Below are 24,733 nucleotides of genomic sequence, written 5' to 3'. Positions count from 1 at the left end.
CTTGGCGGTATATACAGGCACGTTACGTGGGGCGCGCGCGCCACGGCACGTCCAGACTGTCATCCTTTTACCCCATGGCGGGGCGGGACAAGAAGGATCGACGCACCGGCGAGCAGGGCGGCCAGGGCGAAGAACAGGAAGTTCCAGGCGGTTGGCAGATGGTATTGGGCGATCATCGCCCCCATCATCGGACCGCACACGGCGCCGAAACGCGAAAAGCTGATGCAGGTCCCGACCGCCGTTGCGCGCAACCGGGCCGAGAAATACGCCGCAAGGTAGCTCGTTACGAGCACGGCGGCAGACACGCTGCCAATCCCGGCCAGGCCGACAATCGCGTACGTGACCGGGAGCGGCCAGGGAAACGCGAGGAGCACGATCATCACGGCGCCCATGGTGAAGGAGGCGATGATCGTCAATCTGCGTCCGACCCGGTCGGCGATGGCACCGAGAAGGACGCCGCCTACCGCGGAAGCCAGGGCGAACACGCCCAGGAACAGGATGCTTGGACCAAGATCGTAGCCCGCCGCGCGCATGATTTCGGGAAGCCAGGTATTGAGCCCGTAGACGAGAATCATGTCCATGAACGTCGCCAGCCAGAAGCCGGTCGTGGCGAGGGCATTGCCCCGGGCAAAGAGCGCACGCAGTCCCGCCTTGGGCTCGGCTCCCGTGTCGGGGGCAGTCTCGGGTTCGGGCATGGGTACGCCCAGTTTGGCGCTGAGCGCCTGCGCCGTGCCATGACGGCCTGCCGATTGCAGAAAGTTCAGTGATTCGGGCAGCAGCCAGGCAAAGATCGGAACCAGCAACAGCGGTAGTGCGCCAATGGCAAAGACCATGCGCCAGCCAAAGTCCAGAACGATGAAATAGGACATCACGGCAGACCCGAAGATGCCCAGGGAATAGCCCGAGAACATGATCGCAAAGGCCTTGTTCGCCTGGCCCCTCGGCGCGAATTCGGTCGTCAGCGAGGACGATGCCGGGACGATGCCCCCGATCCCCACACCGGCGATGAAACGCCAGAACGCGAATTCGAGCGGGCTCGCGGCGAAGGCGGCAAGGCCGGTAGCCGCCGAAAATACGGTGAGACAGATCAGAAAAGCGGGCTTGCGGCCGAAACGGTCCCCGAACATACCCAATAGGTATCCACCGAAGAAAGCCCCGGCCAGCGCTGCGCTGGCCATCGCTCCGGCCATGGTCGGTGTGAGCGACCAGGGCTTGTACACGAGCATGCGAGGCAGCACGGCCCCCAGTGATCCCAGGTCGTAGCCTTCGCAGACCAAGGCAAACCAGCAGATGGCCGTGACCATGCGCGAAGTGCGCAGTCCCTTGGGCGTCACGGGCGTATAAGGCGCTGGCTGTGCGGCGGTGGGCGCCAGGGGAGCGGTCATGAGCAGCACCTTGCATTCGAATGGGCCGAGAGCGGAGCAACCCGCACCCTTGCCGCCGGACCGGGCCGGGGCGAGGGTGCGGGCCGGCGGGCAATAGGGGAGGAGATTCTATTGCCCGCAGATGTGCAGGATGGCGTCGTGACTTGCGGGCATCGCGTCGCGTGGACGCTATGCCGGGTCGGTCGGCATTGGGTAGTGGCGTGCATGAACTTCTTCCCCGCATGGTGGGTCCGGCTTGTCTCGAGGCGCCTTTGATTACAGTGGTATTGATTTAAGCCTAAACAATCAAGGTGAAATGTAGGTTGGCATTTCATCGTACTTTTTTCCGATCTGCCCGAAGGTTAGTGCGCATATGCTGCACTTGGAGCATTCCGTCGTCGACCCCTATGTGCGGGTCCGCCGGCGCGCTCAGAGCGATGGCCTGTGCCGTTCGAATCGGAGTTCTTTTTGTCGGAACAGAACGGTCGAGCCAGGCAAGACAGTTGCATATGCATGTTAATTGCTGCAGGCTTAAAACGAATCGCCGAGCCGTCACCCCCTGTGTGTCGAGGCTTTGTGAAATCGGTTTTCGGGAAGGATGGTATGACGTCGGTTCGCTTTGCGATGGTCGGAGGGGGAGGCGGTGCGTTCATCGGTCCCATTCACCGGATGGCTGCGGCTCTTTCTGGCAACTGCGAACTCGTGGCCGGTGCGTTCAGTCGCGACGCGCACAATTCGCAAGCGACCGGTGTGCAATTGGGCCTTGATCCGCACCGCTGTCATGCCGGGTGGGAAACCCTTTTGTCCGACGAGGCGGCGCGACCCGAGGGGCAGCGTGCCCAGTTCGTCGCGATCGTCGCCCCTAACGCCGTGCACGCACCGGCGGCCATCGCCGCGATGGAAGCGGGCTTCGATGTCTTGCTGGAAAAGCCGCTCGCGGACGGTCTGTCTGCGGCGCGCGCGATTGCGCAGGCGGCCCAACGCACAGGCCGGCTTGTCGGCGTGACCCATCCTTACATCGCCTATCCGATGGCCCTGCAAGCGCGGGCCATGGTGGCGAAAGGGGAATTGGGCGCGGTTCGCCGGGTCGCGGTAAGCTACATTCAGGGCTGGCTTGGCGCGTCCGAGGACGAGGGCGGAAAGCAGGCCGCGTGGCGCCTCGATCCCGCCCAGGCCGGTCCAGCCGGCGCGTTCGGTGACATCGGCTCGCACGCTTTCAATCTCGTTGAAACGTTGACAGGCGAAACGATCGTGCGTTTGAGCGCCGATTTGCGCGCGACTCTGGAAGGGCGCCGTCTTGATGATGACGGTGCGGCCCTTTTTGCCCTTTCCGGAGGAGGGAAGGGCACGTTGATTGCCAGCCAGGTCTGTGCCGGTGAGGCCAACGGTCTGTCGATTGCGATCTGGGGCGAAAAGGCCTCGTTGCACTGGGCGCAGCAAGAGCCCAACGCGCTGCGTCTCCTTTCGCGCGGAAAGCCGGAGCAGGTCTGGCGCGCGGGGTCGGATCAGGCATGGCTTGAAGAGGCCGTGCGCACCGGTTGTCGTACGCCGGGGGGGCATCCTGAGGGCTTCATCGAAGCCTTCGCGAACATCTACCGCGATTTTTCCGATACCGTGGCCGGACGGACCGTTGCGATGCCAGCCTTCGCGCCCATCGAGGCTGGGCTTCGCTGCATGGCCTTTGTCGATGCGGCTATCGCGAGCAGTTCGGCGGATGGTCGCTGGCATTGGGTCGCGGTGCACAACGGATAGCTGCGGTCCCGCCTTTGGTAAGGCGATGGATGCGCTGCGAGGGATCGCCCGCAGCGCGGGAGAGGACAACGATCATGACTTTTTCGATGCGGCTGCGCCTGTCGCTGATGATGTTCCTGCAATTCTTCGTATGGGGTGCCTGGTGGGTGCCTTTTGGCAGCTACCTTGCGAAAATCGGCCTGGATACGTGGATAGGAACCATGTTCTCGGCGCAAGGCCTTGCTGCGATCCTCTCGCCCCTGTTCGTGGGGGCAATCGCCGATCGCTATCTTTCGGCGCACATCCTGACCGGGATCCTGCAATTGCTGGGCGCGGCAGCGCTCACCGGCCTTTCGCTCGCGGGAGCCAACCCGGCTATTGTGTTCCTGTTCACGCTGGGAACGCTGATGGCCTACATGCCCACGTTGGCGTTGGTGAACACGATCGCCTTTGGCGCGATGGAGAACACCGAGCGGGAGTTTCCTGCCATTCGTGTGCTGGGCACGTTGGGGTGGATCGTTGCCGGGTTGCTGGTTGGCTGGCTCCACGCGGAACAATCCACCTGGCCGATCCGCCTGGCTGCCGGGGCTTCGGTCGTCTATGGCCTGTACTGCTTTACCCTGCCTGCGACGCCACCGGGAGCTGGGGATGCCCCCAAGACGCTATGGGCACTTCTCGGGATTGACGCCATTCGTTCGGGAGACCGATCGTTCTGGACGCTGGTAGCGTGCTCCTTGTTGCTGATGGTGCCGCTGAGCTTCTATTATGCCTATGCCAACGCCTTTCTGGTCGCCGTAGGCGTTCAGGGGGCTGCGGGTGTGCAGACCATTGGACAGGTGTCGGAGGTTGGCTTTCTGCTGTTGCTGCCGGTGTTCCTGCGCTGGTTCGGTATGAAGGCGGTTCTCCTGGTCGGAATGCTGGCCTGGACGGCCCGCTATATCCTGTTCGCCTATGGTTTCGATGCGCAAGGGCCCGACTACCCGATGCTGCTGGCTGGCTTGGCGCTGCACGGTGTGTGTTACGATTTCTTCCTGGTCGCAGGTCAGATCTGGGTCGATCAGCGTTTCCCGGTCGAATCGCGCGCGCGCGCGCAATCGTTCCTGGCCCTCGTAACCTGGGGAGTGGGGTCGATTGTCGGTAGCCTGCTCGCCAACGCTGTGTTCAACGCGAACGCCGCCGCCGCGCACGGGATGCACGACTGGACCCGCTTCTGGACAGTTCCTGCGCTCCTCGCGGCCATCGTCGCACTCCTGTTCGCCCTTTTGTTCCAGAACCGAACGGCGACACACGCATCGGAGAAAAGGTCATGAAGACCATCAAGGGACCGGCCCTCTTCCTCGCCCAGTTTGCGGGTGACGAGGCCCCGTTCGACAGCCTGGAAAGTATCGCGCAATGGGCTGCCTCACTCGGCTACAAGGGCATCCAAATTCCCAGCAACGACACGCGCCTGTTCGATCTGGAAACGGCAGCGGAAAGCCAGACCTATTGCGACGAAATCACCGGGATGCTCGCCGATAAGGGGGTCGCGATTACCGAGCTTTCGACCCATCTGCAGGGACAGCTGGTTGCCGTCCACCCGGCTTATGACGCACAGTTCGACGGCTTTGCCGCACCGCACGTGCGTGGCAATCCCAAGGCCCGCCAGGAATGGGCCGTTGCCCAGATGAAGCTTGCCGCGCGGGCTTCGCGGCGCCTTGGGCTGCGGACACACGCCAGCTTTTCCGGGGCGCTGGCCTGGCCGTATTTCTACCCGTGGCCCCAGCGCCCGGCTGGCCTTGTCGAGGATGCGTTCGATGAACTCGCGCGCCGCTGGAAGCCGATCCTCGACGTGTTCGACGAGAATGGCGTCGATATCGGATACGAAATTCATCCAGGCGAAGACCTCCACGATGGGATCACCTTCGAGATGTTCCTGGACCGCGTCGGGCACCACCCGCGCGCGAACATACTCTACGATCCCAGCCATTACGTCCTGCAGCAGCTCGACTACCTGGCCTTTCTCGATATCTATCACGAGCGCATCAAATGCTTTCACGTGAAAGACGCCGAGTTTCGGCCATCGGGCAAGGTGGGCGTATACGGTGGCTATCAGAACTGGATCGACCGTCCGGGGCGTTTCCGCAGCCTTGGGGATGGGCAAGTCGATTTCAGGCAGATATTCGCAAAGTTGGCACAGTACGATTTTGACGGCTGGGCAGTGCTGGAATGGGAGTGCGCCTTGAAACATCCCGAGCAGGGAGCTGCGCAGGGCGCGCCGTTCATCGCCGAGCATATCATCCGTGTCACGGACAAGGCCTTCGACGACTTTGCCGATAGCGGTTCAGACCGGGCGCTCAACGCCCGGCTGATGGGGATTGGCGGCGATTGACTTTGATTGTTTGATCCCATCGCGCACGAGGTGACCATTTGGAATGGAGATAAAAAAGGGACCAGGCTGTCGTGTCAGTCTGGTCCCTTTTTTGTATCAGCCACTGTCTACCGGGACAGCGCGTTTGGCGGGTTCGCCCGAGTTTAGTCTTGCGCCGATGCCTGTTCGGCTTGCTCCTGATCCGCTTGCCATTGCGCGAAGACGGGACGGGTCATTTGAAAAAGATCGGTAGCGCGCGTGTACCAGCCAGCGCCGTGCATACGCGCGACCAGTCCCATCGGCAGGGCGTCGACATGGAGGTTGTCCGGGTTCACGAAGCGATCGCCAATGTGGAAGCGCAGTATTTGACCAAGCACAATCGTCGAATGAGTGGTCTCGACCGTTTCGAACGTCCGGCACTCCATCGAGACCGGAGCGGAGGCAATGCGGGGGGGGGCCACGGCACTTGAAGGCGCGGTTTCCAGTCCGGCAGCGGCAAGCTCATCGAAACCGGGAGGGCTGTCGATGCAGGTAAAGTTCATCGCCTCAGCGTTTTCCTCATTCACGAGGTTCACGACGAATTCACCGGTGCGCCGGATGTTGGCAGGCGTGTCCTTGAAGTCCATGTCTGGCTTGCGCATCATCCCCAGGGCCAGCAGCGGGGGTTCCGCGCTCATGACGTTGAAGAAGCTGTAGGGCGCCGTATTCACCGAGCCGTCCTCGTTCAGGGTGGTGACCCAGGCGATCGGCCGCGGACAGACGCTCGATCCCATGAGCTTGTAGCGGTCGGGCGGGCTCAGCTGGCTAAAATCGAATTCCATGTATGCTTACTCCTCGCCCTGACGGTTTACCGCGCGTTGCGGTGCCACGTTGACGGACAGATTGAAGACGTCGGGACGGGCATAGTGGCCCACGACGTCGAAATCGTACTTGCCGCGCACGACCTGCTGGCGGTCGATATCGGCGTACAGGATGGTTTCGCCGGAATAGTCGGGGCCGGCCAGGACCTGACCCAGCGGGTCGACGATCATCGACCCGCCGCGCATGAGGACCGTTTCGGGATCATCGCCCAGTGCGCAATCGTAATCGGCCGGGTAGGCACCACGAGTGATGTGTTGGCATGAGGACAGGACGAAGCAGCGCCCTTCGAGCGCGATATGCTGCATGGTGGAAGCCCAGCCGTCGCGATCGTCCGCCGTCGGCGCACAGTAAAGCGCAATGCCCTGATCGTACATCGCCATGCGCAGCATGGGCATGTAGTTTTCCCAGCAGATGACGGCGCCGATCTTGCCGAGGGGCGTGTCGATGACGGGCAGGGTCGACCCATCTCCGAAGCCCCAGATGAGCCGTTCCGCACCTGTCGGCATGAGTTTGCGGTGTTTGGCGATGAGGCCCTTCTCGCCATCGAAGAACAGCGCCGTGCAATAGACCGTGCCTCCGTCCCGTTCGATGACGCCGATGACGAGGAAGACGCCGGTCTGCGCGGTGGCTTCCGCCAGGATATCGACTTCCGGACCGTCCAAGTCGATCGCAGCCGCATGGTAGGCGCGAAAATCGTCGCGACCTTGCGGCTTTCGCATTCCGACCGGCGTTCCGAACGAAGCGCCCTTGGGATAGCCGCCCAGGAACGCTTCGGGGAAGACGAGCAGGCTGGCGCCGGCAGCGGCGGCTTCGCGCACCAGATCGGCGGCTTTACGGGCCGCCGCCAGAGAATCGGCGGGAATGGAAGCCGCCTGGATTACAGCGGCTTTGAAGGATTGGGACATGAAACTCCTTCCGGTCAGAATCGTGGAAAATCCGCGACAACGCCGACCTTAATAGTTGCATTTGACACTTTTTTCAAATTGTTTTAGGCCTGTAATAACTCATCAGGAGGCATACATGACAGACACGTCGTTTGATCAGTACCGCGAGGATATCCTGGGCCGCGCGAACGTGGCCGACACTCCCGAACTCATTGCGTATTACAAGCGCCTCAAGGAGCTTGGAACGGGCGCGCTGTGGACCGTCGCAAACAAGATCGAACCGTGGGAGCCGGTCTCGACGTCGGTGCCCTGGATCTGGCGTTACAAGGATCTGCGCAACGATGTCATGAAGGCTCTCGAGTTGGTTACGCCGGAAAAGGCGGGGCGGCGCGTGGTCTTTCTCGAAAATCCAGGCCGCGCCGATGTCGTGGCGGCCTGTGGTTGGCTCTATTCGGGCCTGCAGGTGATGGGGCCGGGCGAAGTGGCCTCCAGCCACCGCCATTCGGCTTCGGCGCTGCGCTTCATCATGGAGGGGCAGGGCGCGTTCACCAACGTCGATGGGCACAAGATGACGTTGGGTGCGAATGACTTCGTGCTTACGCCCAATGGCGCCTGGCACGAACATGGCGTCGCCGAGGACGGGACCCCCTGTATCTGGCAGGATGGTCTCGATATTCCTCTGATGAATGCGCTCGACGCCAACTTCTACGAAGTGCACCCCGATCTGGCGCAGGCCGTTTCCTTTCCGATAGACGATTCAACTGCGACCTGGGCCGGAACCGGCCTGCGTCCGGCGGGGCATGTCTGGACCAAGGCCTATTCGCCGCTGCTCAAGTACGAGTGGGCGCCGACCTACGAGGCGCTTAGCAAGTTTGCCCGTGTGACCGACGGTTCGCCATACGATGGCGTGCTGATGGAATACGTGAACCCCCATACGGGCGGACCCGTTATGCAGACCATAGGTGCCTCGATGCAGCTGCTGCGACCGGGCGAGAAAACCAAGGCGCACCGTCAGACGGGCTCGTTCGTCTACCAGTGCGCCAAGGGCAAGGGCTACTCGATCATCAACGGGCAGCGTTTCGACTGGCAGGAACGCGACATCTTCGTTGTTCCGTCCTGGATGTACCACGAGCACGCCAACGCATCCGACAACGAGGATGCCTGTCTCTTCACGTTCAACGATCTTCCCGTCATGCGCGCGCTTGGCCTCTACCGAGAGGAAGCTTTGGCGGAAAACAACGGGCACCAACCCGTTCTCACCTGGTCATAAAGGAAAGCAAATATGCGTCTTGTTACTTATCGTGCGACCGTTGAAGCCGAGGCCCGCCTGGGCGCTCTCGTGGACGATCTGGTCCTTGACCTGGCCCGTTTCGGCGCGGTGAAGGGCGTTCCCTTCCCCGCCACTATGCTGGAGTTCATCGACCTTGGTCCGCAGGCGGTGACCATTGCCACCAAGCTGATCGCCGAGTGCGAGGGCCTGTTCCCGCTCGGGACGACGATCCCGGCCACCAACGTCAAGCTGCTGGCGCCGATCCCTACTCCGCGTAAGAACATCTTCGGTATCGGTCTCAACTACACCGAGCACGTTGCAGAAAGTGCCAAGTCGCTCGACACCTCGCCCGAACTGCCGCGCCAGCCGGTGATCTTTTCCAAGCCGCCGACGACGGTCATCGCGCCGGGTGAACCCGTACGCCACGACGCGAACATCACCCAGCAACTCGACTGGGAGGTCGAACTCGCGGCCGTCATCGGGCGCACGGCCAAAGGCGTGGCGCGTGAGGGAGCCCTTTCCTACGTCTTCGGCTACACCGTCTGTATCGACATGAGCGCGCGTGATTGCCGTCGGTCGGGCCAGTGGATCTACTCCAAGGGGCAGGACACGTACGCGCCGATGGGGCCGTGCATTGTCACGGCTGATGAGATCCCCGATCCTCAGACGCTCGACCTGAGCCTGACGGTCAATGGCGTGACCAAGCAGTCGAGCAACACCGCCTTCATGCTCTTCAAGGTGGACGAACTGGTGTCCGACATCAGCCAGGGCATTACGCTGCAGCCTGGCGACATCATCGCGACCGGCACTCCGGCCGGCGTGGGCGCGGGCATGGATCCGCAGGAATGGCTCTGGCCCGGCGATACCATCGTTGCGACGGTGGAAGGCATCGGCACGTTGACGCACCCGATCGTCAAGGCCTGAACGCACGCGTTCCGGATGATCTGAGGGGGGGGGAGCCGCACCGGCTTCCCCCCTTTTTTGCCGTGACGGGCGGTACGGGCTCCGACCGGTTGCGCCAACGAAACCGGCCCACCCGTCGCAAGACGGGCGGGCCGAAATCGGAAACACGGTGCAAGTGAGCCGGCTGGCGGCGATCACTGCTAGTGGTTCGATTCTGACATTTGATACCCTATCGGATAGGGCGCGCTCAAATGTCAAAATCAATCCACTAGACGAGTGTCTCCGCGATGGCTTCGCGCACGGCTGCAGGCCATTGGACTGGCCGCTGGGTATCAAGGTCCATGCACACCAGCACGACCGATGCCTTCAGGCGGTCGCGTCCGGCCCCGGTGAACAAGGCGTCGAACGCGCAGCTGGTACGCCCCAGCGAACGGGGCAGTATGTGAATTTCGAGCGTATCGCCCAATTCGCTCGGTGACAGGAACTCGGTTTCCAATTTGACCGTCGGGACACCGATGCGGTTCTTGAGGTGCATCGTCGCAAAATTGAGCCCGAGATCCTTCGCAAACCAATCTTCCACGGCGCCATTGAGCATCTCGAAATAGCGCGGATAGAAGACGATCCCCGCAGGATCGACATCCGCGAAGCGGACCGTGGTGGTCGTCGTGAAAGGCATCTTAGGGTTTTCCCTAGCTGAGAGTCGATTTGAGCTGGATGAGCAGATCGAGAAGCTGGCGTTGCTGTTCGGGGGGGAAGCCCTTGAGAGCTTCGCGTACCCAGCCGTGATGGGCCGTTGCCAGTTCCTGAAAGCGAGCGTTGCCAGCTTCCGTCATCGAGACGATTGCCGAGCGTGCATCTTCCGGATCGGGCTTTGACACAACGAGCCCCTGGTCCTGCAACTGCCGTACGATCGAGGTGACGTTGCCGTTGGAGACAAGCAGAGCGCGGGATAAGGCACCCATGCGCATTCCTTCTGGCTCACGGGCAAGGCTTGCCATCACGTCGAAGCGTGGCAGCGTTGTCTGAAATTGGTCCTCGAAGTTGCGACGCAACCGTTTCTCGATGACCTTGGCGCAGCCCAGAAGCCGGACCCAAACACGCAGGTCCAATGCTCCTGGGCGTGAGCGCGATGATTTTTTTGTCATTTCGGCGAAACTCCACCTTTCGGGCCCGTCCTTAGCTCGTTCCTCGAGAAAGTATATGCCCGAAATAAATTCGGCGGAGTCTCGCATGTCAAGCGTGACCGAGTTCGGATGCCGGTCGGTTGGCCCGCAGCGCCTGCTGTTGCCCCAGGCGATAGGCGAACGGAACGTCTCCTGTGTCGAGCCCTGCGTGTACGGCCGCGCGCTGCGTCCAGATCGGGTCAAACAGATGCGGCCTTCCCAGTGCCACCAGATCCGCGCGTCCCGCGGTAAGGATCGAATTGACCTGGTCGGGGTCGGTGACGTTGCCAACCGCAATCGTCGGAATCTTGGCTTCGTTGCGCAACTGGTCTGCGAACGGTGTCTGGAACATCCGGCCGTAAACCGGACGGGCCCGGTCGGGGGCGGTCTCTCCGGCAGACACATCGACGATGTCGACACCGTGTTCGCGCAGCAGGGCCGCGATCTGGACGGCCTCGTCAGGGGTCATGCCATCGTCACCCAGCCAGTCCGTCGCGGAGATGCGCACGGCAAGCGGCTTTTGCGGCGCCAACGCAGAGCGCACGGCGTCGATGACGCGCAGCGGGAAACGCATCCGGTTTTCAAGGCTTCCGCCGAATGCGTCCGTTCGAGCGTTCATGGCGCGAGTGATGAAGCTCGACAGAAGATTGCCGTGACCAGCTTGAATTTCGATCATGTCGAAGCCAGCCTTGTCGGCAAGCCGGGTCGTTTCGACGAATTGCTCGACGATCAGGTCCATGCCGGCCGCATCGAGTTCGGCTGGAACGAGGCCACCGGCGCGCCACGGTTTGGCGCTTGCGGAAACCAGCGGCCAGGGCTCGGCCAGAGGTGTGTCATAGGGCGTGCGCTCGTCGGGCGTTTGGCAGCCGCCACGCGCGCCGGCATGGCCGATCTGAGCGCAGGTCCGGGCTTGCGAATGGGCGTGCGCAAATTCGTTGAACGCCGCCCAGCGGTCCGCCTGACCCAGGTGCCACAAGCCGGGGCAGCCGATCGTGCTGCGGCCATCGGCGCTCACGGCGAGCATCTCGGTGATCACCAGTCCCGCCCCGCCCAGGGCGCGTGCACCATAGTGGACGGAGTGGAACTCAGTCGCGTACCCATCGTCCTCGGCTTGATAGGTGAGCATGGCCGGTATCACGACGCGGTTGGCCAGTTTCATCTCGCGCAGCTGATAGGGCGTAAACATTGGCTGGACCGGCTTGTCGCGGTTCTTGTTGCCTTCCCAGAACCATCGTTCGAGGCTTTCCAGCCAGCCGCGGTCGCGCAGGCGCAGGTTTTCGTGGCTGACGCGCTGGCTGCGAGTCATCAGGGAGTAGGCGAACTGAGGGAGATCGAAGTCCAGATAGCGGTCGAGGGTTTCGAACCATTCGGTCGAGTTGCGGGCGCTGTTCTGGATCTTGAGAACCTCGGTATGGCGTTCGGCCTGGTATTCCGCGAGGGCTGCAGCGAGCGCCTCACGGTCCGCCGCGCCCGAGCGATCGAGCACTTCGGCCAGCTTGATGGCATCCTCAAGCGCGAGCTTGGTCCCCGAACCGATCGAGAAGTGCGCGGTGTGGGCCGCATCGCCGAGCAGCACGACATTGTCGAAAGACCACTGACGGCACAAAATGCGCCGGAAGTTGATCCAGGCGGCCGATCCGCGCAGGTGTGTGGCGTTGGAGATGAGGTGGTGGCCATCGAGGTGACGCGCGAAGATCTTTTCGCACAGCGCGATGGAATCGCTCTGTTCCATCGTATCGAAGCCCAGGCCTTCCCAGGTCTCGGGTGAACATTCGACGATGAACGTGGAGTGTGTTTCGTCGAAGCGATAGGCGTGCGCCCAGATCCAGCCAGCCTCGGTCTTCTCGAAGATGAAGGCGAAGGCGTCGAACATCTTGGTGGTGCCCAGCCAACTGAACTTGTTGCGCTTGACCTGGATGTCGACGTCGAACTTGTCGAGGTTCGCGGTGCGGATCTGGCTGTTGATACCGTCGGCAGCCACGATCATGTCGAAATCGGCAAAGCGGGTGAGGTCGGCGTCGAATTCGCTTTCGAAATGCATCACGACGCCAAGTTCGGCTGCGCGCGCCTGAAGGATCTGCAGCAATTCCTTGCGGCCAATGCCGATGAAGCCATGACCGGTCGAGACGATCGAGGCCTCGCCGCGGACGACCTCGATGTCATCCCAGTGAACGAAGCGATCGACGATCGTCTTGGTGCTGACAGGGTCGTTGGCCTCGAGATTGACGAGGGTCTGATCCGAGAACACGACCCCCCACCCGAACGTGTCGCCGGAGCGGTTGCGTTCAAACACGTGGACGTCATGTTCGGGATTACGCAGCTTCATCGAGATTGCGAAATAGATTCCGGCGGGTCCGCCGCCAAGGCAGGCAATACGCATAAACAGCTCCTCGTATTGCTTTAGGCCTAAAGCATAATAATTGCATTTACAACTGTTATCCTGCCCGCTGCCAAATTCATTGGTCGCGGCGCGCTGTACCCTATTCGAGGTTGTCGTGTAGACGCTCGAGAATCTGGAGCATCGTTGAAAATTCCGCGGCGCTGAAGCCCTTGATGATCTTGTCGTAGAGCGGGGCGGTTACGATCCGGGCGTCGGCCAGCTTCGCCTTGCCATGATCGGTCAGCAGCACTTCCTTGACCCGGCCATCCGCTTCGCTGGGGTTGGTTTCGATCAGTCCGGCCTTGGTCATGCGCTCGATGATTCGCATCATCGTCGACATGTTGATGACCGCTGATTTCGCGACCTGTCCAATGGAGAGGGGCTGCGCTTCTCCAAGGATCATGAGGACGCGCCAGGCGGGGATGTCGATTCCTATCCGCCGCAATTCCGACTCGATCACAACATTGTACCGGCTCGCCGCCCGGTTGAGCAGGTAGAACGGGTAAGCATCGAGGCGAAAATTTTCGGAGCTGGGGTTCCCAAGCGGGCGCAAATCCTCGGTCATGCAACCGCTATTAGGCGCAAATTCCACGCAATCAAGATTTTAGTTGCATATGCAACTTTTTTGAATAGGCTCTGGAGCAAATGTCCATCCAAAAGGAGACACCATGACCAGCGCAGACACTCTCGCAAGCCTTGCCCGGCAGCTCGTTTCCGGTTCCGTCCGGGTGGTCGACATCACCCAGGAACTCTCGGAAGACACGCCGTTGCTGGTCCTGCCCGAACCCTTCGGTCAGACCGCCGCGTTCTCCCGCGAGGAAATATCGCGCTATGACGAACGCGGTGTGGCCTGGCACTGGTACAATTTCACGGTGGGCGAGCACTCGGGGACGCACTTCGATGCGCCGATCCATTGGGTGAGCGGTAAGGACCTGCCCGACAACACGGTCGACAAGGTGCCTGCGCAAAACCTCGTCGCGCCGGCCGTGGTTCTCGATTTTTCCGCCCAAGCGGCCGAAAATCCCGATTTTCTGCTCAAGGCGGAGCACGTTGTGGCGTGGGAAGCGGAGCATGGTGCGATCCCGGCCGGGTCCTGGGTGCTGTTCCGCACCGACTGGTCGAAGCGTGATGCAGAGGCGTACACCAACCGCCAGGAGGACGGCGCCCATACGCCGGGGCCGGATGCCTGCGCGATCCGCTATCTGATCGAAGAGCGCGATGTGCTGGGCTTCGGGGTCGAGACCATTGGTACCGATGCCGGCCAGGCGCATCTGCTCGAACCGATGTACCCGGCGCACCACCTGCTTCACGGCGCGGGCAAATACGGCCTTCAGTGTTTGCAGAACCTGGATCAGTTGCCCGCGACCGGGGCCATCGTCATCGCGCCGCCGCTCAAGATCCGTGACGGTTCGGGCAGTCCGCTGCGTGCCCTTGCGCTCGTGGCCGGGTGATTCCCAATGGCTGAACGTTCTTTCGCACACGAGGTCAAGAAGCTGACGGCCGGGGAGGGCGAGGTCTTCACCGGCGAGGGCATTCTGGCCGTCACCAAGGCCCTGCTCCAGTCGGGCGTCGCCTACGTCGGCGGCTATCAAGGCTCGCCGATCAGCCATCTGATGGACGTCTTTGCGGATGCCAGCGAAATGCTTGAGGAGTTGGGCGTCCATTTCGAAGCCAGCGCCTCGGAGGCGACCGCTGCGGCGATGCTGGCCGCATCGGTCAACTATCCTTTGCGCGGTGCGGTGGCGTGGAAATCCGTGGTGGGTACCAACGTGGCCTCGGACGCGTTGTCCAACGTGGCTTCGGGCGGCGTGACCGGTGGTGCTCTCATCATCGTGGGTGAGGACTATGGCGAGGGTTCCTCGATCATGCAGGAGCGTACCCACGCGTTCGCCATGAAGTCGCAAATGTGGCTGGTCGATCCACGCCCCAACCTGCCCTCGATCGTCGAGGCCGTCGAACAGTCGTTCCGCCTGTCCGAGGCTTCGAACACGCCGGTCATGCTTCAATTGCGCATCCGTTCCTGCCATATGTCGGGCTCGTTCGTCGCGAAGGACAACGTGCGTCCGGCGCTGACCGTGGGGGAAGCGGCCGCCGCTCCGCAGCGCGAGACAGACCGAATCGTCCTGCCCCCCGCCAACTTCAAGCATGAAATCGAGAAGATCGAGAAGCGCTGGCCCGCCGGTGTCGCCTATGTCCGCGACCACAAGCTGAACGAATGGTTCGGCCCCAAGCAGGTCGAGAGCGGCATTGGCGTGATCGTTCAGGGCGGCATGTACAACAACCTCAACCGCGCACTGGAAGCGGCGGGCCTGGCCGATGCTTATGGGGCGTGCGATCTGCCGGTCTATTGCCTCAACGTCACCTACCCGCTGGTGCCCGAGGAAGTGTCCGAATTCTGCAAGGACAAGAAGGCTGTCCTGATTGTGGAAGAGGGCCAGCCCGAGTTCATCGAGCACGAGCTTAACACCTTGATCCAGCGCGCGGGTCTCGCCACGCGCATCGTGGGCAAGGACATCCTGCCGCGTACGGGCGATTACACCGCGCAAGTGCTTCGCGAAGGCCTTGCCAAGTTCCTGGGGCAGTTTGCCCCGCACCTGGGACGCGAGGTCGTGCCGATCGTCCCGCTGGAAAAGGATGTCGCTGGTGAAATCCCGGCGCGCCCGGCGGGTCTGTGCACCGGCTGTCCCGAACGTCCGGTCTTCACCGCCATGAAACTGGTGGAACGCGAACTGGGCCCCACGCACGTTTCGGCCGACATCGGCTGTCATCTGTTTTCGATCCTGCCCCCGTTCAATCTTGGCAATACGACGATGGGTTATGGCCTTGGCGCGGCTGGTGCCTCGGCGTTCAAACCCAAGGCCGAGGAGGGCAAGCGCGCCATCGCCGTCATGGGCGACGGCGGCTTCTGGCACAACGGTCTGACTTCGGGGATTGGCAACGCCGTCTTCAACAAGGATGACACGCTGACTGTCATCATCGACAACGGCTATTCGGCGGCCACCGGCGGACAGGACATCCTCTCCTCGCGCGCTGACAACAAGCGGCGGGTGACGCGAAATCCGATCTCGAAGGCGGTTCAGGGCGTTGGCGGCAAGTGGGTGCGCGAAATTTCGCGAACCTACAACATCCCGCTCATGCGCGACACCATCCGCGAAGCCATGACGACCAGGGAAAAGGGGCCCAAGGTGATCGTCGCGCAGTCCGAATGCATGCTCAACCGGCAGCGCCGAGAGAAGAAGCAGAAAGCCGCGATGCTCAAGGCGGGCAAGCGTGTGGTGCGCGAACGGTTCGGTGTTGACGCCGATACCTGCACGGGTGATCACAGCTGCGTTCGGTTGTCTGGGTGCCCTTCGCTGACGATCAAGTCCAACCCCGACCCATTGCGCCAGGACCCTGTCGCGCATGTCGAAAATTCGTGCGTGGGCTGCGGCGTGTGCGGCGAAGTCAGTCATGCCGCCGTGCTGTGCCCCAGCTTCTTTCGGGCCACGATCGTCGCCAACCCGACGCGTCTTGAGCGCTTCAAGGCCAAGCTCAGCAAAGCGGTCATCGCTCGCTTTCAAGCCGCCGGCGAACAGCGCCGTCTGGCGCGTGCATTCTGAGCCTTCTGCGGAGAACAGTGGTCATGTCCGAAAACAGAAATCGCATCACGATCGCCATCCTCGCACTTGGCGGGCAGGGTGGTGGTGTCCTCGCCGACTGGATTCAGGAAGTCGGTCGCCAGGAAGGCTGGCTGGCGCAAGGAACGTCGATCGCGGGCGTTGCCCAGCGTACCGGGTCGACCGTGTACTATGTCGAACTGGCCCGACCCGATGCCTCGGGTCGCCTTCCGGTGATGGCGCAAATGCCGATGCCGGGCGATGTGGACATCGTACTGGCATCCGAACTCATGGAAACCGGGCGCGCGTTGCTGCGCGGCTTCTCGACCGCTGAGCGCACGACGCTTATCGGCTCGACCCATCGCATTTACGCCATTGGCGAAAAGATGGCGATGGGCGACGGCCGCGGCAACGGCGACAAGATCATCGCCGCCGCGCATGAGCGTTCGCGCAGGTTCATCGGCTTTGACATGGAAGCGGCCACAGATCGGTCGGGCAGTGTCATCAGTTCGATCATGTTCGGCGCGCTGGCGGGGAGCGGTGCGCTGCCGTTCCCGACCGAAACGTTCCGCTCGGTTATAGAAAAGAGCGGTATTGCCGTCACGAGCAACTTTCGCGGTTTCGCCGAAGGGTTCGATGCCGCACAAAAGCCGGTCGCCAAGCCGGTCGAGATTGCGCACGCGGTGCCGGTCGCGACCACGGAAAAGGGACGGGAACTGGAGGCGCGGGTCCGGGCGGAGCTGCCAGCGGCCGCGCAGGAAAATGCCCTGCATGGCGTCGCGCGGCTGATGGATTACCAGAGTGGAGACTATGCTGCTCTCTATATCGATCGTCTCGTCTCGCTGGCGCGCATGGATGCGCAGCCTTTCGATCTGACTGCGGAGGCCGCGCGCCACGTGGCCTTGTGGATGAGCTATGAGGATACGGTTCGTGTTGCCGATCTCAAGACCCGTGCGGCGCGCGTCGAACGCGTCCGCGACGAGGTCAAGGCGCAAGACGATCAGGTCCTTTCGGTGACCGAATTCATGCACCCGAGGATGCAGGAAATCTGCGAGATGCTGCCTGCAGGGCTTGCCCGCAAGCTGCTTCGAAGCGGGGTCGCCAAGGCGTTCTTTGCGCGCTTCTTCAACACCGGTCGCCACGTTGAAACCACCAGCCTGCGCTGGTTTCTCATGCTGCGCATGGTGGCTCGGATGCAGGCGTTGCGCCCGCGTTCGTTGCGCTACCTCGAAGAGCAGGAGCGGATCGAGGGCTGGCTGTCTCTCGTGCACGAGGCTGTTGGCAACGGGGATCGTGCCTTGGCTCTTGAGCTGGTCCGCTGCCAGCGCCTCATCAAGGGTTACGGTGACACGTTCGAACGGGGTCTGCGCAATTATTCCGCGATTATCGCGCTGCACACGTCCCGTCGCCAGACAGCGGCTGAAGTCCGCAATCTGCGCGATCTGGCGTTGTCAGACGAAACATGCAACGCACTGGACAAGGCCATTGCCGCAGCCGGCTGATGCATCCCGGGTCGCCCGGCTTGTTCTTTCGACGAGCGGCCTTTCGATGCACGAGAGCGGTTTTCGATCGGATTGCGTCAGATCGAGCGCTCCAGCCTTTTGTTTTAACGCATTTTCTGAACCGTCAGGTGATTCCACATGACTGGAAAATCTAATATAATCAAATGAATGCTAGTGGTTCGAAGCGATTCTGACATTTGAGCGCGCCCTATCCGATAGGGTATCAAATGTCAGAATCGAACCACTAGGGGCCGCACCCTCTACGACGTTTTTCTCATCGCACCTGGTCGGGGGCACTCGCCTAGTTCCTGTGGTTCAGCCGGGTTATTGTTGCGCGAACTCGGCGCGGCTTCGGGTTTGAAAGCGTGTTCGCTCGTCCGACCATAATGCGATGGATGGAAGGCGGGTCGAACGACGGGAAGCATCCTCCCTCCGTCGTTCGGCCCGTTTTTCTGTGCCTGCAAGGCGGCCCAGAGCTGTACGGCCATTCCAGATCATCGGTGGCGCGTGCCAACCAGGCTTGTTCCCAGACATCCGGAAAGAGGCAGGGGGGCTAGTGGATTGATTTTGACATTTGCATCCCCTGGCGGCTGGGATGGGTCTGCAAATGTCAAAATCGTAAAATCCACTAGAATCAAATGAATGCTAGTGGTTCGAAGAGATTCTGACATTTGAGCACGCCCTATCCGATAGGGTACCAAATGTCAGAATCGAACCACTAGCGCGTACATGCTCTGGCGCAGGGCTCGCTCCTACATCAACATCGTCGGGGCGTGGCGGTTGTGCAAAGAAAATCCGCGACCGGATCCAGGGACTTGTGTCCTCTGGACCGATCGCGGACGAATTGCCTCCTGCGGCAAGAGGGTTTGAGCGCGTGTTCGCCTCAGGCGAAGATACGCCCAGGACTTAGAATATTGCGTGGGTCCAGAGCGTTCTTGATGGCCTTCATCGTGGCGATCTCGTTGACTGAGCGCGATTTCCCCAGGACATTGCGCTTCTTCAGGCCGATCCCGTGTTCGGCCGAAACCGAACCGTTGAGGTCGCTCACCACCGAATAGACGAAGTCCTCAACGGCCTTGATCGCGGCATCGTCGCCGTCGGGGATGTTGGCGATCAGGTGAATGTTGCCGTCACCTAGGTGCCCGTAGACAAGCGCGAGGGCGCCGGGAAAGCGCTTATCAATGCCCTTGGTGATCGTATCGGCTGCCGTGGCGAGGTCGCGAACCGCAAAGCTGATATCGAAGGCGATCAGGCGCGGCATCAGGATCGGGAATTCCGCCGGTGCATCGCGCACGTCCCAGAAATCGAGCGCATCGCGTTCGGACTGGGCAATGGCGGCATCCTCGAGAATGCCGTCCTCGAACATCTGGCCCAGAAAGGCTTCGAACTGCTCGCTTTGGATGTCCGCATTGCTGCCTTCGCTTTCCAACAGAACGTAGAAGGCATGGTCCTCTTGCAGGGGGCGGCGCAATTGATCGAAATGGCCGATGACGAAATCATGATAACTGGGCCACATCACTTCGAAGGCGGAAACGCCGCCGGGCAGTTCCGCCTGAGCCCGGCGCAGAAGCGTCGTGACGGCCGTGAAGTCGCCAAGTCCGCACCAGGCCGTCGAAATGGCCTTGGGACGGGGGATCATGCGCAGGACCACGCGGGTGATGATGCCCAGCGTACCTTCGCTCCCGATCAGCAGGTTCTTGAGGTCATAACCCGAATTGTTCTTGATCATCTTGTGCAGGCCAGTGATGATCCGACCGTCTGCGAGAACAGCCTCGATGCCCAGCACCTGATCGCGCGCCATGCCGTACTTGATGACGCGATTGCCACCGGCATTGGTGGCCAGGACCCCTCCGATCGCAGCACTGCCGCGTGCGCCAAGGTCAAGGGGAAAGTAGTAGCCTGCCTCTGCGGCCGCTTCCTGGATGGATTGCAGAACGCAGCCGGCCTGAACGGTCATGGTCGCCGAAACGGCGTCGATTTCCTCGATTTCGCGCATGCGCTCCAGGGTGATGGCAATTTCGCCATCCTGGGCGCTGGCGGCACCGGCCAGGCCGGTCAAACCACCTTGAATGGCGACGGGTTGGCCAGCTTCGTGGCAGATCGCCATGATCTGGGACAGTTCCTGCGTCGTGCGTGGGCGAGCAAGGGCAGGCACCGTGCCACTGGGCACCTGGCTCCAGTCGGCGAACCGGCGGTCTGCGATGGCTGAACCGGTCAGGATGACGTCTGGACCGAGCTGCGCGACGAGGCGTTCAATGGTGTGCGGGTTCGTGCGGGCGGGCGGTGTCGCAGCAAGAGGGCTGTCAGTCATCGGATGTGGGCCTTTGGAGAATGAAAAGGATGATGGCAACCAGCAGCATGCCGGAAGCGAATATGTACATCGGCAGGGCAAACGAGCCGGTGGCGGTCTTCACCCAGCCCACCATGTAGGGGGAGAGGAAGCCAGGAATGTTGCCAAGGGCAGAGATCAGGGCGATCGCCGCCGCTGCGGCCATCCCGGAGAACATGGCGGTGGGCAGGTTCCAGAAAAGGGGCAGCGATCCCATCGTTCCGGCCATGGCCAGCGAGCAGAACAGCATGGCCATGGGGAGGCTGGAAAGCGCCGACGGGCTTGCCGCCCAGCCCAACGCGGCGAGCAGGGCGAGCGCAATGAGCAGCGGCGTGGTCTGTTCGCGCCGCTTCACGAACGTAGCCAGGCCCAGCATCGTGACCGCACCGGCGATCCACGGGATGGTGCTCAGAATGCCGATTAGCAGTGGGCGCTGGACACCGGCATTCTCGATGATCGTCGGCAACCAGAACACGAACCCGAAGAAGGATGTTCCGTAGCAGCCGTAAACCAGGCTGAGCAGCAGGACACGGCCGTTCAAGAGCACCGATTTCAGAGGGGCGTGTCCACGCGTGCTGGCCTCGCTGGCGACGAGTGTCTTGATGCGTTCGCGTTCCCGGGTGGTCAGCCAGCGGGCCTCATCCGGCCCGTTGTCCAGATGGGCGATGGCGATGACGCCCAGGACGATCGCAGGAGTGCCCTCAATGATGAACAGCCATTGCCAGCCGCGAAGGCCGGCAAAGCCGTTCAGCGTTTCCAGAATGAGGCCTGAGACCGGGCCGACGACGACGCCCGCCAGTGCGATCGCGCTCATGAACATGGCCGTCATGCGTGTGCGCCGCTCAGCCGGGAACCACAAGGTCAGGTAGTAGATGACTCCAGGGAAGAAGCCAGCTTCGGCAATGCCGATCAGAAAACGCAAGCTGTAGAAGCTGGTCGGGGAGTGTACGAACAGCATCGCTACCGAGAGCAACCCCCAGGAGATCATGATGCGGCCAAGCCAGCGTGGTGCGCCGAACCGGCGCAAGGCGATATTGCTCGGCACTTCGAAAAGGACGTAGCCGATGAAGAACATGCCCGCCCCAAGGCCATAGACGATATCGCTGAAACCCAGGTCGTTGAGCATCGTCAGCTTCGCAAAGCCGACGTTCATCTTGTCCACTTGCGCGATCAGGTAGCTGATGAAAAGAAACGGAATGAGCCTGCGTGCGACCTTGTTGAAGAGCGCTTGATCCGACACGGGATTGGCGCTCTGCGAGAAGAGCGCGATGCCTTCGTTCGTCTGGGTGGCGCTGGTCACAGTGGCAATTCCCTTGTGCTGGTGCCGCAGACGGCCCTGATCTGTTTGATGTGGCTGCGAAAACCCGGCTCTGTTCTGGTTGTGGACGACCGCAGGCGGGTAATGATGTGCCGAATCTCGCAGTTTGCTTCAGGGCTAAACTGAATACGAAATTTGACCGTGGTCAAGGAAAATTGCGCAATGATGAGACGTTTTGAAAGTTTTCCGCCGATTTATGGCGAAAATTTGTATTCTGTATGGACGATTTATCGCAAATCAGTATTCTGTTTGTTCACCTCCCTCCAGAGAAGGATCGTAAGGCATGGGTGATCGACGCGACGAGGGCCCGGAAGGGTCTGCGGTCTACCTCGAAATTCTGCGCCGGTTGCAGCAGGGGGAAATTTCGGCCGACGATCGCTTGGTCGATACGGCAATTGCGGCGGAGCAGGGCGTTTCACGCATGCCTGTGCGCGAGGCCTTGTTGCGGCTTGTCCATGAGGGCTATCTGGTCGGATCGACGCGGGGGTTCGTCCTCCCGCATTTCAGCGATCAGGATGTCGCGGATATCTTCGAACTGCGCAGTCTGCTCGAACCGCGTGCGGCAGCCAGTGCGGCCTATCACCTGACGATGACCGATATTGCTGATCTGGAAGCGGGCTATCGCCTGACGTGCGAGGCGGTCGAGAGTGGCAGCGGACGCGAATTGATGCGCGCCAACAGCGACTTTCGCAAGGTCTGGCTTCGAGCGGTGCCCAACCGCAAAATGGCGACCACGATTACGCGCTTTGCTGATCATGTGCAGATCGTACGCCGCACGACCTTGCACGATACGAGCACGCAGCAGGTGGTGCTCAAGCTTCTGGGGGAGCAACTCGATGCTTTCCGGCGGCGCGATTCCCTGGCGGTCTTCGATACCATGGGGCGCTTTCTGGACACCGCACGGCTGCGCTATTTCGCGGTGCTCGAAACGGCTCGCCTGCCGCAAGGCGCAGACCTTTCCTTGCGAAGCTAGTGGATTGATTTTGCCATTTGCATCCCCTGGCGGCTGGGATGGGTCTGCAAATGCCAAAATCGTAAAATCCACTAGAATCAAATAAATGCTAGTGGTTCGAAGCGATTCGGACATTTGAGCGCGCCCTATCCGATAGGGTGTCAAATGTCCGAATCGAACCGCTAGCTTCCCAGTCTCTCCCCGTCATTAAAAGGATTTGTTACCATGAGTGAGGTCGACCTGGCGGTGCCCGAAACCGGAACGGACATACGCGCGAAACTGACCGCCGGAGGGCTTGTCGTCTCCTGGTTTACTATGGGTTCGATCCCCCTCGTCGAGGGAGGGCATAGTGCACTGTTCGATGCCGGGGTGCTCGATCTGCAACATGGCCTGTGGGATCGCATGGGGGCTCATTTGGCAGTCGGCGCCATCGGGACGGAGCGCTCTATTGTGCGCGTCGCTGCCAATACGCCACAGGCTATCGGCGAGGCGCTCGACACGGGGGCCGCTGGTGTCTTGGTGCCGCTCGTCGAATCCGCAGAACAAGCGCGCGCGGGTGTCGCTGCCGCGACGTTTCCACCTGTCGGAAATCGGTCGGGCGGCGGCGTACGCCCCCTAAGTGAAGGCTTTGACCGCTATCTTAAGCGCAGCATGGCCCCGCTGATCGGGGTCATGATCGAAACGGGTGCCGGTATCGAAAACGCGGCCCAGATCGCGGCGGTTGAAGGCGTGGATTTCGTGTTCATCGGTACGGGCGATCTGGCTCTGTCGCTCGACTGCGGCCCAGGCGAGGGCACGGCGCACGAGGATGCTTGCACGGCAATCCTGGATGCATGCCGGTCCATCGGAAAGCCGTGTGGGATCTTTACCGGAAACGCCCAGGCCGCGGCAAGGCGATTGGAACAAGGCTACGCCTTTGTCGTAGGGGCCAATGACATTGACATCGTCATGCGTGGGTTCGCCGAGGCGGGGCAGGTGGCGCGTAGCCATGGCTTGGGAGCCTGACCAAGGCAGATGCAGGAGGAAAGGGGGGAGCTTGCCCATATTGCTTGATGGCCTCTCCCGCCGAACGCAGCACAATATCACTGGCTTCAAGGCTCTTCGCATTAGTATGCTTGATGGCCTAGTTCATGATAATGAATTTCCTAAATGATCGGGGCTCTGTAATTTAACTGCGGTAAGGCATTCCTCTTAACACGCGCCATAGAGCGCGAAGGGGAGCCTGCTGGCAGGCGGTCCGCAGAGAAATGCTGTGGGCCAGTCATTTTAAAAAGCAGATCAACGGGAAAGCAGAACGGCATGGATAAGCTTCTTTTTCGCGCGGCTATGGCCCAACTCGGTGCTGCTGTGACGATTGTAACCACGGATGGCCCGGCAGGGCGCTTTGGAAGCACGGCATCGGCGGTCTGCAGCGTCTCGGATGACCCTGGTTCGGTACTGGTCTGCATCAATCGCAATTCCCGGCTGAACACGGCGATCATCGAAAACAAAGTTCTCGCCATCAACGTTCTGGGGGGCGATCAAGAAGACTTGTCGGGGACCTTCGCAACGCCAGGGCTAGGGTCACAGGAACGTTTTGCAAAGGGGGAATGGCGCGCGTTCGACAACGGCACGCCGTTGTTGAGCGATGCGCTCGTCTCGTTATCCTGTAGTCTCCACCATATCCAGGAGGTGGGGTCCCACGGGGTCTTCATTGGTCACGTCGAGGAGGTGCATATGCGGGAACAGGGGGAAGGTCTGATCTATTTCGGTCGGCAGTATCACAGGATCGGACCTGTCGCTGGTTGAGTTAAGCATGACTGGTCTTGTGTTTAGCCGACGTTCTGGATCGAGAGCAGGTTTCGGCAAACGCAGCCGCAGTGCTGATGGGCTCTGCCGCGCCTGGAAGCGGCGCGGTCCTCAGCGTGTTCGGGAGTCGGGCGATGGCAGGTCGGCCTACTGTGTCGGTTTGAGTGGTTCCACCAGATAGAGCGTGGTGGCGGGCGTGATGGTCGTGGCCGGCACGTCCTGGTGCGGCGGCTGGGTCGCCCAGACGAGCGCCATTCCCGCATCGCTCTCGATCGTGTTGAGGTGCATGCCTGCCGGCACGGGCAGGCGCGAAGCGAGCGTGGCCGCGAGTGTGTGGCGCGGCTG

General features: G+C 61.4%; 21 protein-coding genes. 11 read left to right on the top strand and 10 right to left on the bottom strand.

Going from position 1 to position 24,733, the window contains the following annotated elements; genetic code table 11:
• Positions 1-59: 59 nt before the first annotated feature.
• Positions 60-1,385, bottom strand: coding sequence for an MFS transporter (locus tag MTR62_RS06990; RefSeq protein ID WP_244018381.1), 1,326 nt, complete (start codon positions 1,383-1,385; stop codon positions 60-62).
• Between the two features lie 582 nt (positions 1,386-1,967).
• Between MTR62_RS06990 and MTR62_RS06985 the strand changes: the two genes are divergently transcribed.
• The 3 genes from MTR62_RS06985 (at position 1,968) to MTR62_RS06975 (ending at position 5,463) form a co-directional block, all read left to right on the top strand.
• Positions 1,968-3,116 (top strand): Gfo/Idh/MocA family protein, encoded by a 1,149-nt coding sequence (locus MTR62_RS06985; RefSeq protein WP_244018379.1) that lies wholly within the window; start codon positions 1,968-1,970, stop codon positions 3,114-3,116.
• A gap of 74 nt (positions 3,117-3,190) precedes the next feature.
• On the top strand, positions 3,191-4,405 hold the full coding sequence (locus tag MTR62_RS06980) for an MFS transporter (RefSeq protein WP_244018377.1): 1,215 nt from the start codon (positions 3,191-3,193) through the stop codon (positions 4,403-4,405).
• A complete protein-coding gene (locus MTR62_RS06975) occupies positions 4,402-5,463 on the top strand; it encodes a sugar phosphate isomerase/epimerase family protein (protein ID WP_244018374.1) in 1,062 nt (353 codons plus the stop codon). The genes MTR62_RS06980 and MTR62_RS06975 overlap by 4 nt, the downstream gene beginning before the upstream one ends.
• A gap of 143 nt (positions 5,464-5,606) precedes the next feature.
• On the opposite strand, the gene MTR62_RS06970 is transcribed toward MTR62_RS06975, so the two are convergent.
• Both MTR62_RS06970 and MTR62_RS06965 read right to left on the bottom strand, forming a co-directional pair.
• Positions 5,607-6,263 carry a flavin reductase family protein gene (locus tag MTR62_RS06970; RefSeq protein WP_244018372.1) on the bottom strand — a complete coding sequence of 219 codons (657 nt, stop codon included), beginning with the start codon at positions 6,261-6,263 and terminating at the stop codon, positions 5,607-5,609.
• Between the two features lie 6 nt (positions 6,264-6,269).
• Positions 6,270-7,208, bottom strand: coding sequence for a carbon-nitrogen hydrolase family protein (locus tag MTR62_RS06965; RefSeq protein WP_244018370.1), 939 nt, complete (start codon positions 7,206-7,208; stop codon positions 6,270-6,272).
• A 115-nt stretch (positions 7,209-7,323) separates the two neighbouring features.
• On the opposite strand from MTR62_RS06965, the gene MTR62_RS06960 reads away from it, so the two are divergent.
• Positions 7,324-8,457 (top strand): cupin domain-containing protein, encoded by a 1,134-nt coding sequence (locus tag MTR62_RS06960; RefSeq protein ID WP_244018368.1) that lies wholly within the window; start codon positions 7,324-7,326, stop codon positions 8,455-8,457.
• Positions 8,458-8,469: 12 nt separating this feature from the next.
• Complete coding sequence (locus MTR62_RS06955; protein ID WP_244018366.1) at positions 8,470-9,381, top strand: fumarylacetoacetate hydrolase family protein; 912 nt, start codon at positions 8,470-8,472, stop codon at positions 9,379-9,381.
• Between the two features lie 247 nt (positions 9,382-9,628).
• Here MTR62_RS06955 and MTR62_RS06950 read toward each other — a convergent pair whose 3' ends face one another.
• From MTR62_RS06950 to MTR62_RS06935, 4 genes are all read right to left on the bottom strand, one after another.
• Entirely contained in the window at positions 9,629-10,036 is a 408-nt protein-coding gene (locus MTR62_RS06950) for an acyl-CoA thioesterase (protein ID WP_244018364.1), read from the bottom strand.
• Between the two features lie 13 nt (positions 10,037-10,049).
• A complete protein-coding gene (locus MTR62_RS06945) occupies positions 10,050-10,469 on the bottom strand; it encodes a MarR family winged helix-turn-helix transcriptional regulator (protein ID WP_244018362.1) in 420 nt (139 codons plus the stop codon).
• 124 nt (positions 10,470-10,593) lie between these two features.
• The gene (locus MTR62_RS06940) at positions 10,594-12,903 is read right to left on the bottom strand and encodes a bifunctional salicylyl-CoA 5-hydroxylase/oxidoreductase (RefSeq protein WP_244018360.1); all 2,310 of its coding nucleotides are present in this window, start codon (positions 12,901-12,903) and stop codon (positions 10,594-10,596) included.
• A gap of 100 nt (positions 12,904-13,003) precedes the next feature.
• On the bottom strand, positions 13,004-13,468 hold the full coding sequence (locus MTR62_RS06935; RefSeq protein ID WP_244018358.1) for a MarR family winged helix-turn-helix transcriptional regulator: 465 nt from the start codon (positions 13,466-13,468) through the stop codon (positions 13,004-13,006).
• Between the two features lie 103 nt (positions 13,469-13,571).
• Here MTR62_RS06935 and MTR62_RS06930 point away from each other — a divergent pair, with 103 nt between their 5' ends.
• The 3 genes from MTR62_RS06930 to MTR62_RS06920 are packed head-to-tail and all read left to right on the top strand — an operon-like array spanning position 13,572 to position 18,001.
• Positions 13,572-14,354 carry a cyclase family protein gene (locus tag MTR62_RS06930; RefSeq protein ID WP_244018356.1) on the top strand — a complete coding sequence of 261 codons (783 nt, stop codon included), beginning with the start codon at positions 13,572-13,574 and terminating at the stop codon, positions 14,352-14,354.
• A gap of 6 nt (positions 14,355-14,360) precedes the next feature.
• Entirely contained in the window at positions 14,361-16,502 is a 2,142-nt protein-coding gene (locus tag MTR62_RS06925; RefSeq protein ID WP_244018354.1) for an indolepyruvate ferredoxin oxidoreductase subunit alpha, read from the top strand.
• Positions 16,503-16,525: 23 nt separating this feature from the next.
• Positions 16,526-18,001, top strand: coding sequence for an indolepyruvate oxidoreductase subunit beta family protein (locus MTR62_RS06920; protein ID WP_244018352.1), 1,476 nt, complete (start codon positions 16,526-16,528; stop codon positions 17,999-18,001).
• 883 nt (positions 18,002-18,884) lie between these two features.
• Here the strand turns inward: MTR62_RS06920 and MTR62_RS06915 are convergent.
• A complete protein-coding gene (locus tag MTR62_RS06915; protein WP_244018350.1) occupies positions 18,885-20,312 on the bottom strand; it encodes an FAD-binding oxidoreductase in 1,428 nt (475 codons plus the stop codon).
• Complete coding sequence (locus MTR62_RS06910; RefSeq protein ID WP_244018348.1) at positions 20,305-21,630, bottom strand: MFS transporter; 1,326 nt, start codon at positions 21,628-21,630, stop codon at positions 20,305-20,307. The genes MTR62_RS06915 and MTR62_RS06910 overlap by 8 nt, the downstream gene beginning before the upstream one ends.
• Before the next feature lie 301 nt (positions 21,631-21,931).
• On the opposite strand from MTR62_RS06910, the gene MTR62_RS06905 reads away from it, so the two are divergent.
• From MTR62_RS06905 to MTR62_RS06895, 3 genes are all read left to right on the top strand, one after another.
• On the top strand, positions 21,932-22,621 hold the full coding sequence (locus tag MTR62_RS06905) for a GntR family transcriptional regulator (protein WP_244018346.1): 690 nt from the start codon (positions 21,932-21,934) through the stop codon (positions 22,619-22,621).
• 204 nt (positions 22,622-22,825) lie between these two features.
• Entirely contained in the window at positions 22,826-23,605 is a 780-nt protein-coding gene (locus MTR62_RS06900) for an HpcH/HpaI aldolase family protein (protein ID WP_244018344.1), read from the top strand.
• Positions 23,606-23,899: 294 nt separating this feature from the next.
• On the top strand, positions 23,900-24,388 hold the full coding sequence (locus MTR62_RS06895; RefSeq protein ID WP_244018342.1) for a flavin reductase family protein: 489 nt from the start codon (positions 23,900-23,902) through the stop codon (positions 24,386-24,388).
• Positions 24,389-24,535: 147 nt separating this feature from the next.
• Here the strand turns inward: MTR62_RS06895 and MTR62_RS06890 are convergent.
• Positions 24,536-24,733, bottom strand: a 198-nt coding sequence (locus tag MTR62_RS06890) for a hypothetical protein (RefSeq protein WP_244018340.1), incomplete at its 5' end; no start/stop codon positions are given.

Origin of the sequence: Novosphingobium organovorum, assembly GCF_022832435.1 — a bacterium.
GTDB lineage: Bacteria > Pseudomonadota > Alphaproteobacteria > Sphingomonadales > Sphingomonadaceae > Novosphingobium > Novosphingobium organovorum.
This window is presented reverse-complemented; position numbering and strand designations above follow the sequence as displayed.

Coding starts and splice junctions, on each gene's coding strand:
- MTR62_RS06900 (WP_244018344.1), top strand. CDS start 22,826: ATGAGTGAGGTCGACCTGGCGGTGCCCGAAACCGGAACGGACATACGC.
- MTR62_RS06930 (WP_244018356.1), top strand. CDS start 13,572: ATGACCAGCGCAGACACTCTCGCAAGCCTTGCCCGGCAGCTCGTTTCC.
- MTR62_RS06980 (WP_244018377.1), top strand. CDS start 3,191: ATGACTTTTTCGATGCGGCTGCGCCTGTCGCTGATGATGTTCCTGCAA.
- MTR62_RS06960 (WP_244018368.1), top strand. CDS start 7,324: ATGACAGACACGTCGTTTGATCAGTACCGCGAGGATATCCTGGGCCGC.
- MTR62_RS06950 (WP_244018364.1), bottom strand. CDS start 10,036: ATGCCTTTCACGACGACCACCACGGTCCGCTTCGCGGATGTCGATCCT.
- MTR62_RS06990 (WP_244018381.1), bottom strand. CDS start 1,385: ATGACCGCTCCCCTGGCGCCCACCGCCGCACAGCCAGCGCCTTATACG.
- MTR62_RS06920 (WP_244018352.1), top strand. CDS start 16,526: ATGTCCGAAAACAGAAATCGCATCACGATCGCCATCCTCGCACTTGGC.
- MTR62_RS06935 (WP_244018358.1), bottom strand. CDS start 13,468: ATGACCGAGGATTTGCGCCCGCTTGGGAACCCCAGCTCCGAAAATTTT.
- MTR62_RS06915 (WP_244018350.1), bottom strand. CDS start 20,312: ATGACTGACAGCCCTCTTGCTGCGACACCGCCCGCCCGCACGAACCCG.
- MTR62_RS06940 (WP_244018360.1), bottom strand. CDS start 12,903: ATGCGTATTGCCTGCCTTGGCGGCGGACCCGCCGGAATCTATTTCGCA.
- MTR62_RS06895 (WP_244018342.1), top strand. CDS start 23,900: ATGGATAAGCTTCTTTTTCGCGCGGCTATGGCCCAACTCGGTGCTGCT.
- MTR62_RS06905 (WP_244018346.1), top strand. CDS start 21,932: ATGGGTGATCGACGCGACGAGGGCCCGGAAGGGTCTGCGGTCTACCTC.
- MTR62_RS06965 (WP_244018370.1), bottom strand. CDS start 7,208: ATGTCCCAATCCTTCAAAGCCGCTGTAATCCAGGCGGCTTCCATTCCC.
- MTR62_RS06925 (WP_244018354.1), top strand. CDS start 14,361: ATGGCTGAACGTTCTTTCGCACACGAGGTCAAGAAGCTGACGGCCGGG.
- MTR62_RS06975 (WP_244018374.1), top strand. CDS start 4,402: ATGAAGACCATCAAGGGACCGGCCCTCTTCCTCGCCCAGTTTGCGGGT.
- MTR62_RS06985 (WP_244018379.1), top strand. CDS start 1,968: ATGACGTCGGTTCGCTTTGCGATGGTCGGAGGGGGAGGCGGTGCGTTC.
- MTR62_RS06955 (WP_244018366.1), top strand. CDS start 8,470: ATGCGTCTTGTTACTTATCGTGCGACCGTTGAAGCCGAGGCCCGCCTG.
- MTR62_RS06970 (WP_244018372.1), bottom strand. CDS start 6,263: ATGGAATTCGATTTTAGCCAGCTGAGCCCGCCCGACCGCTACAAGCTC.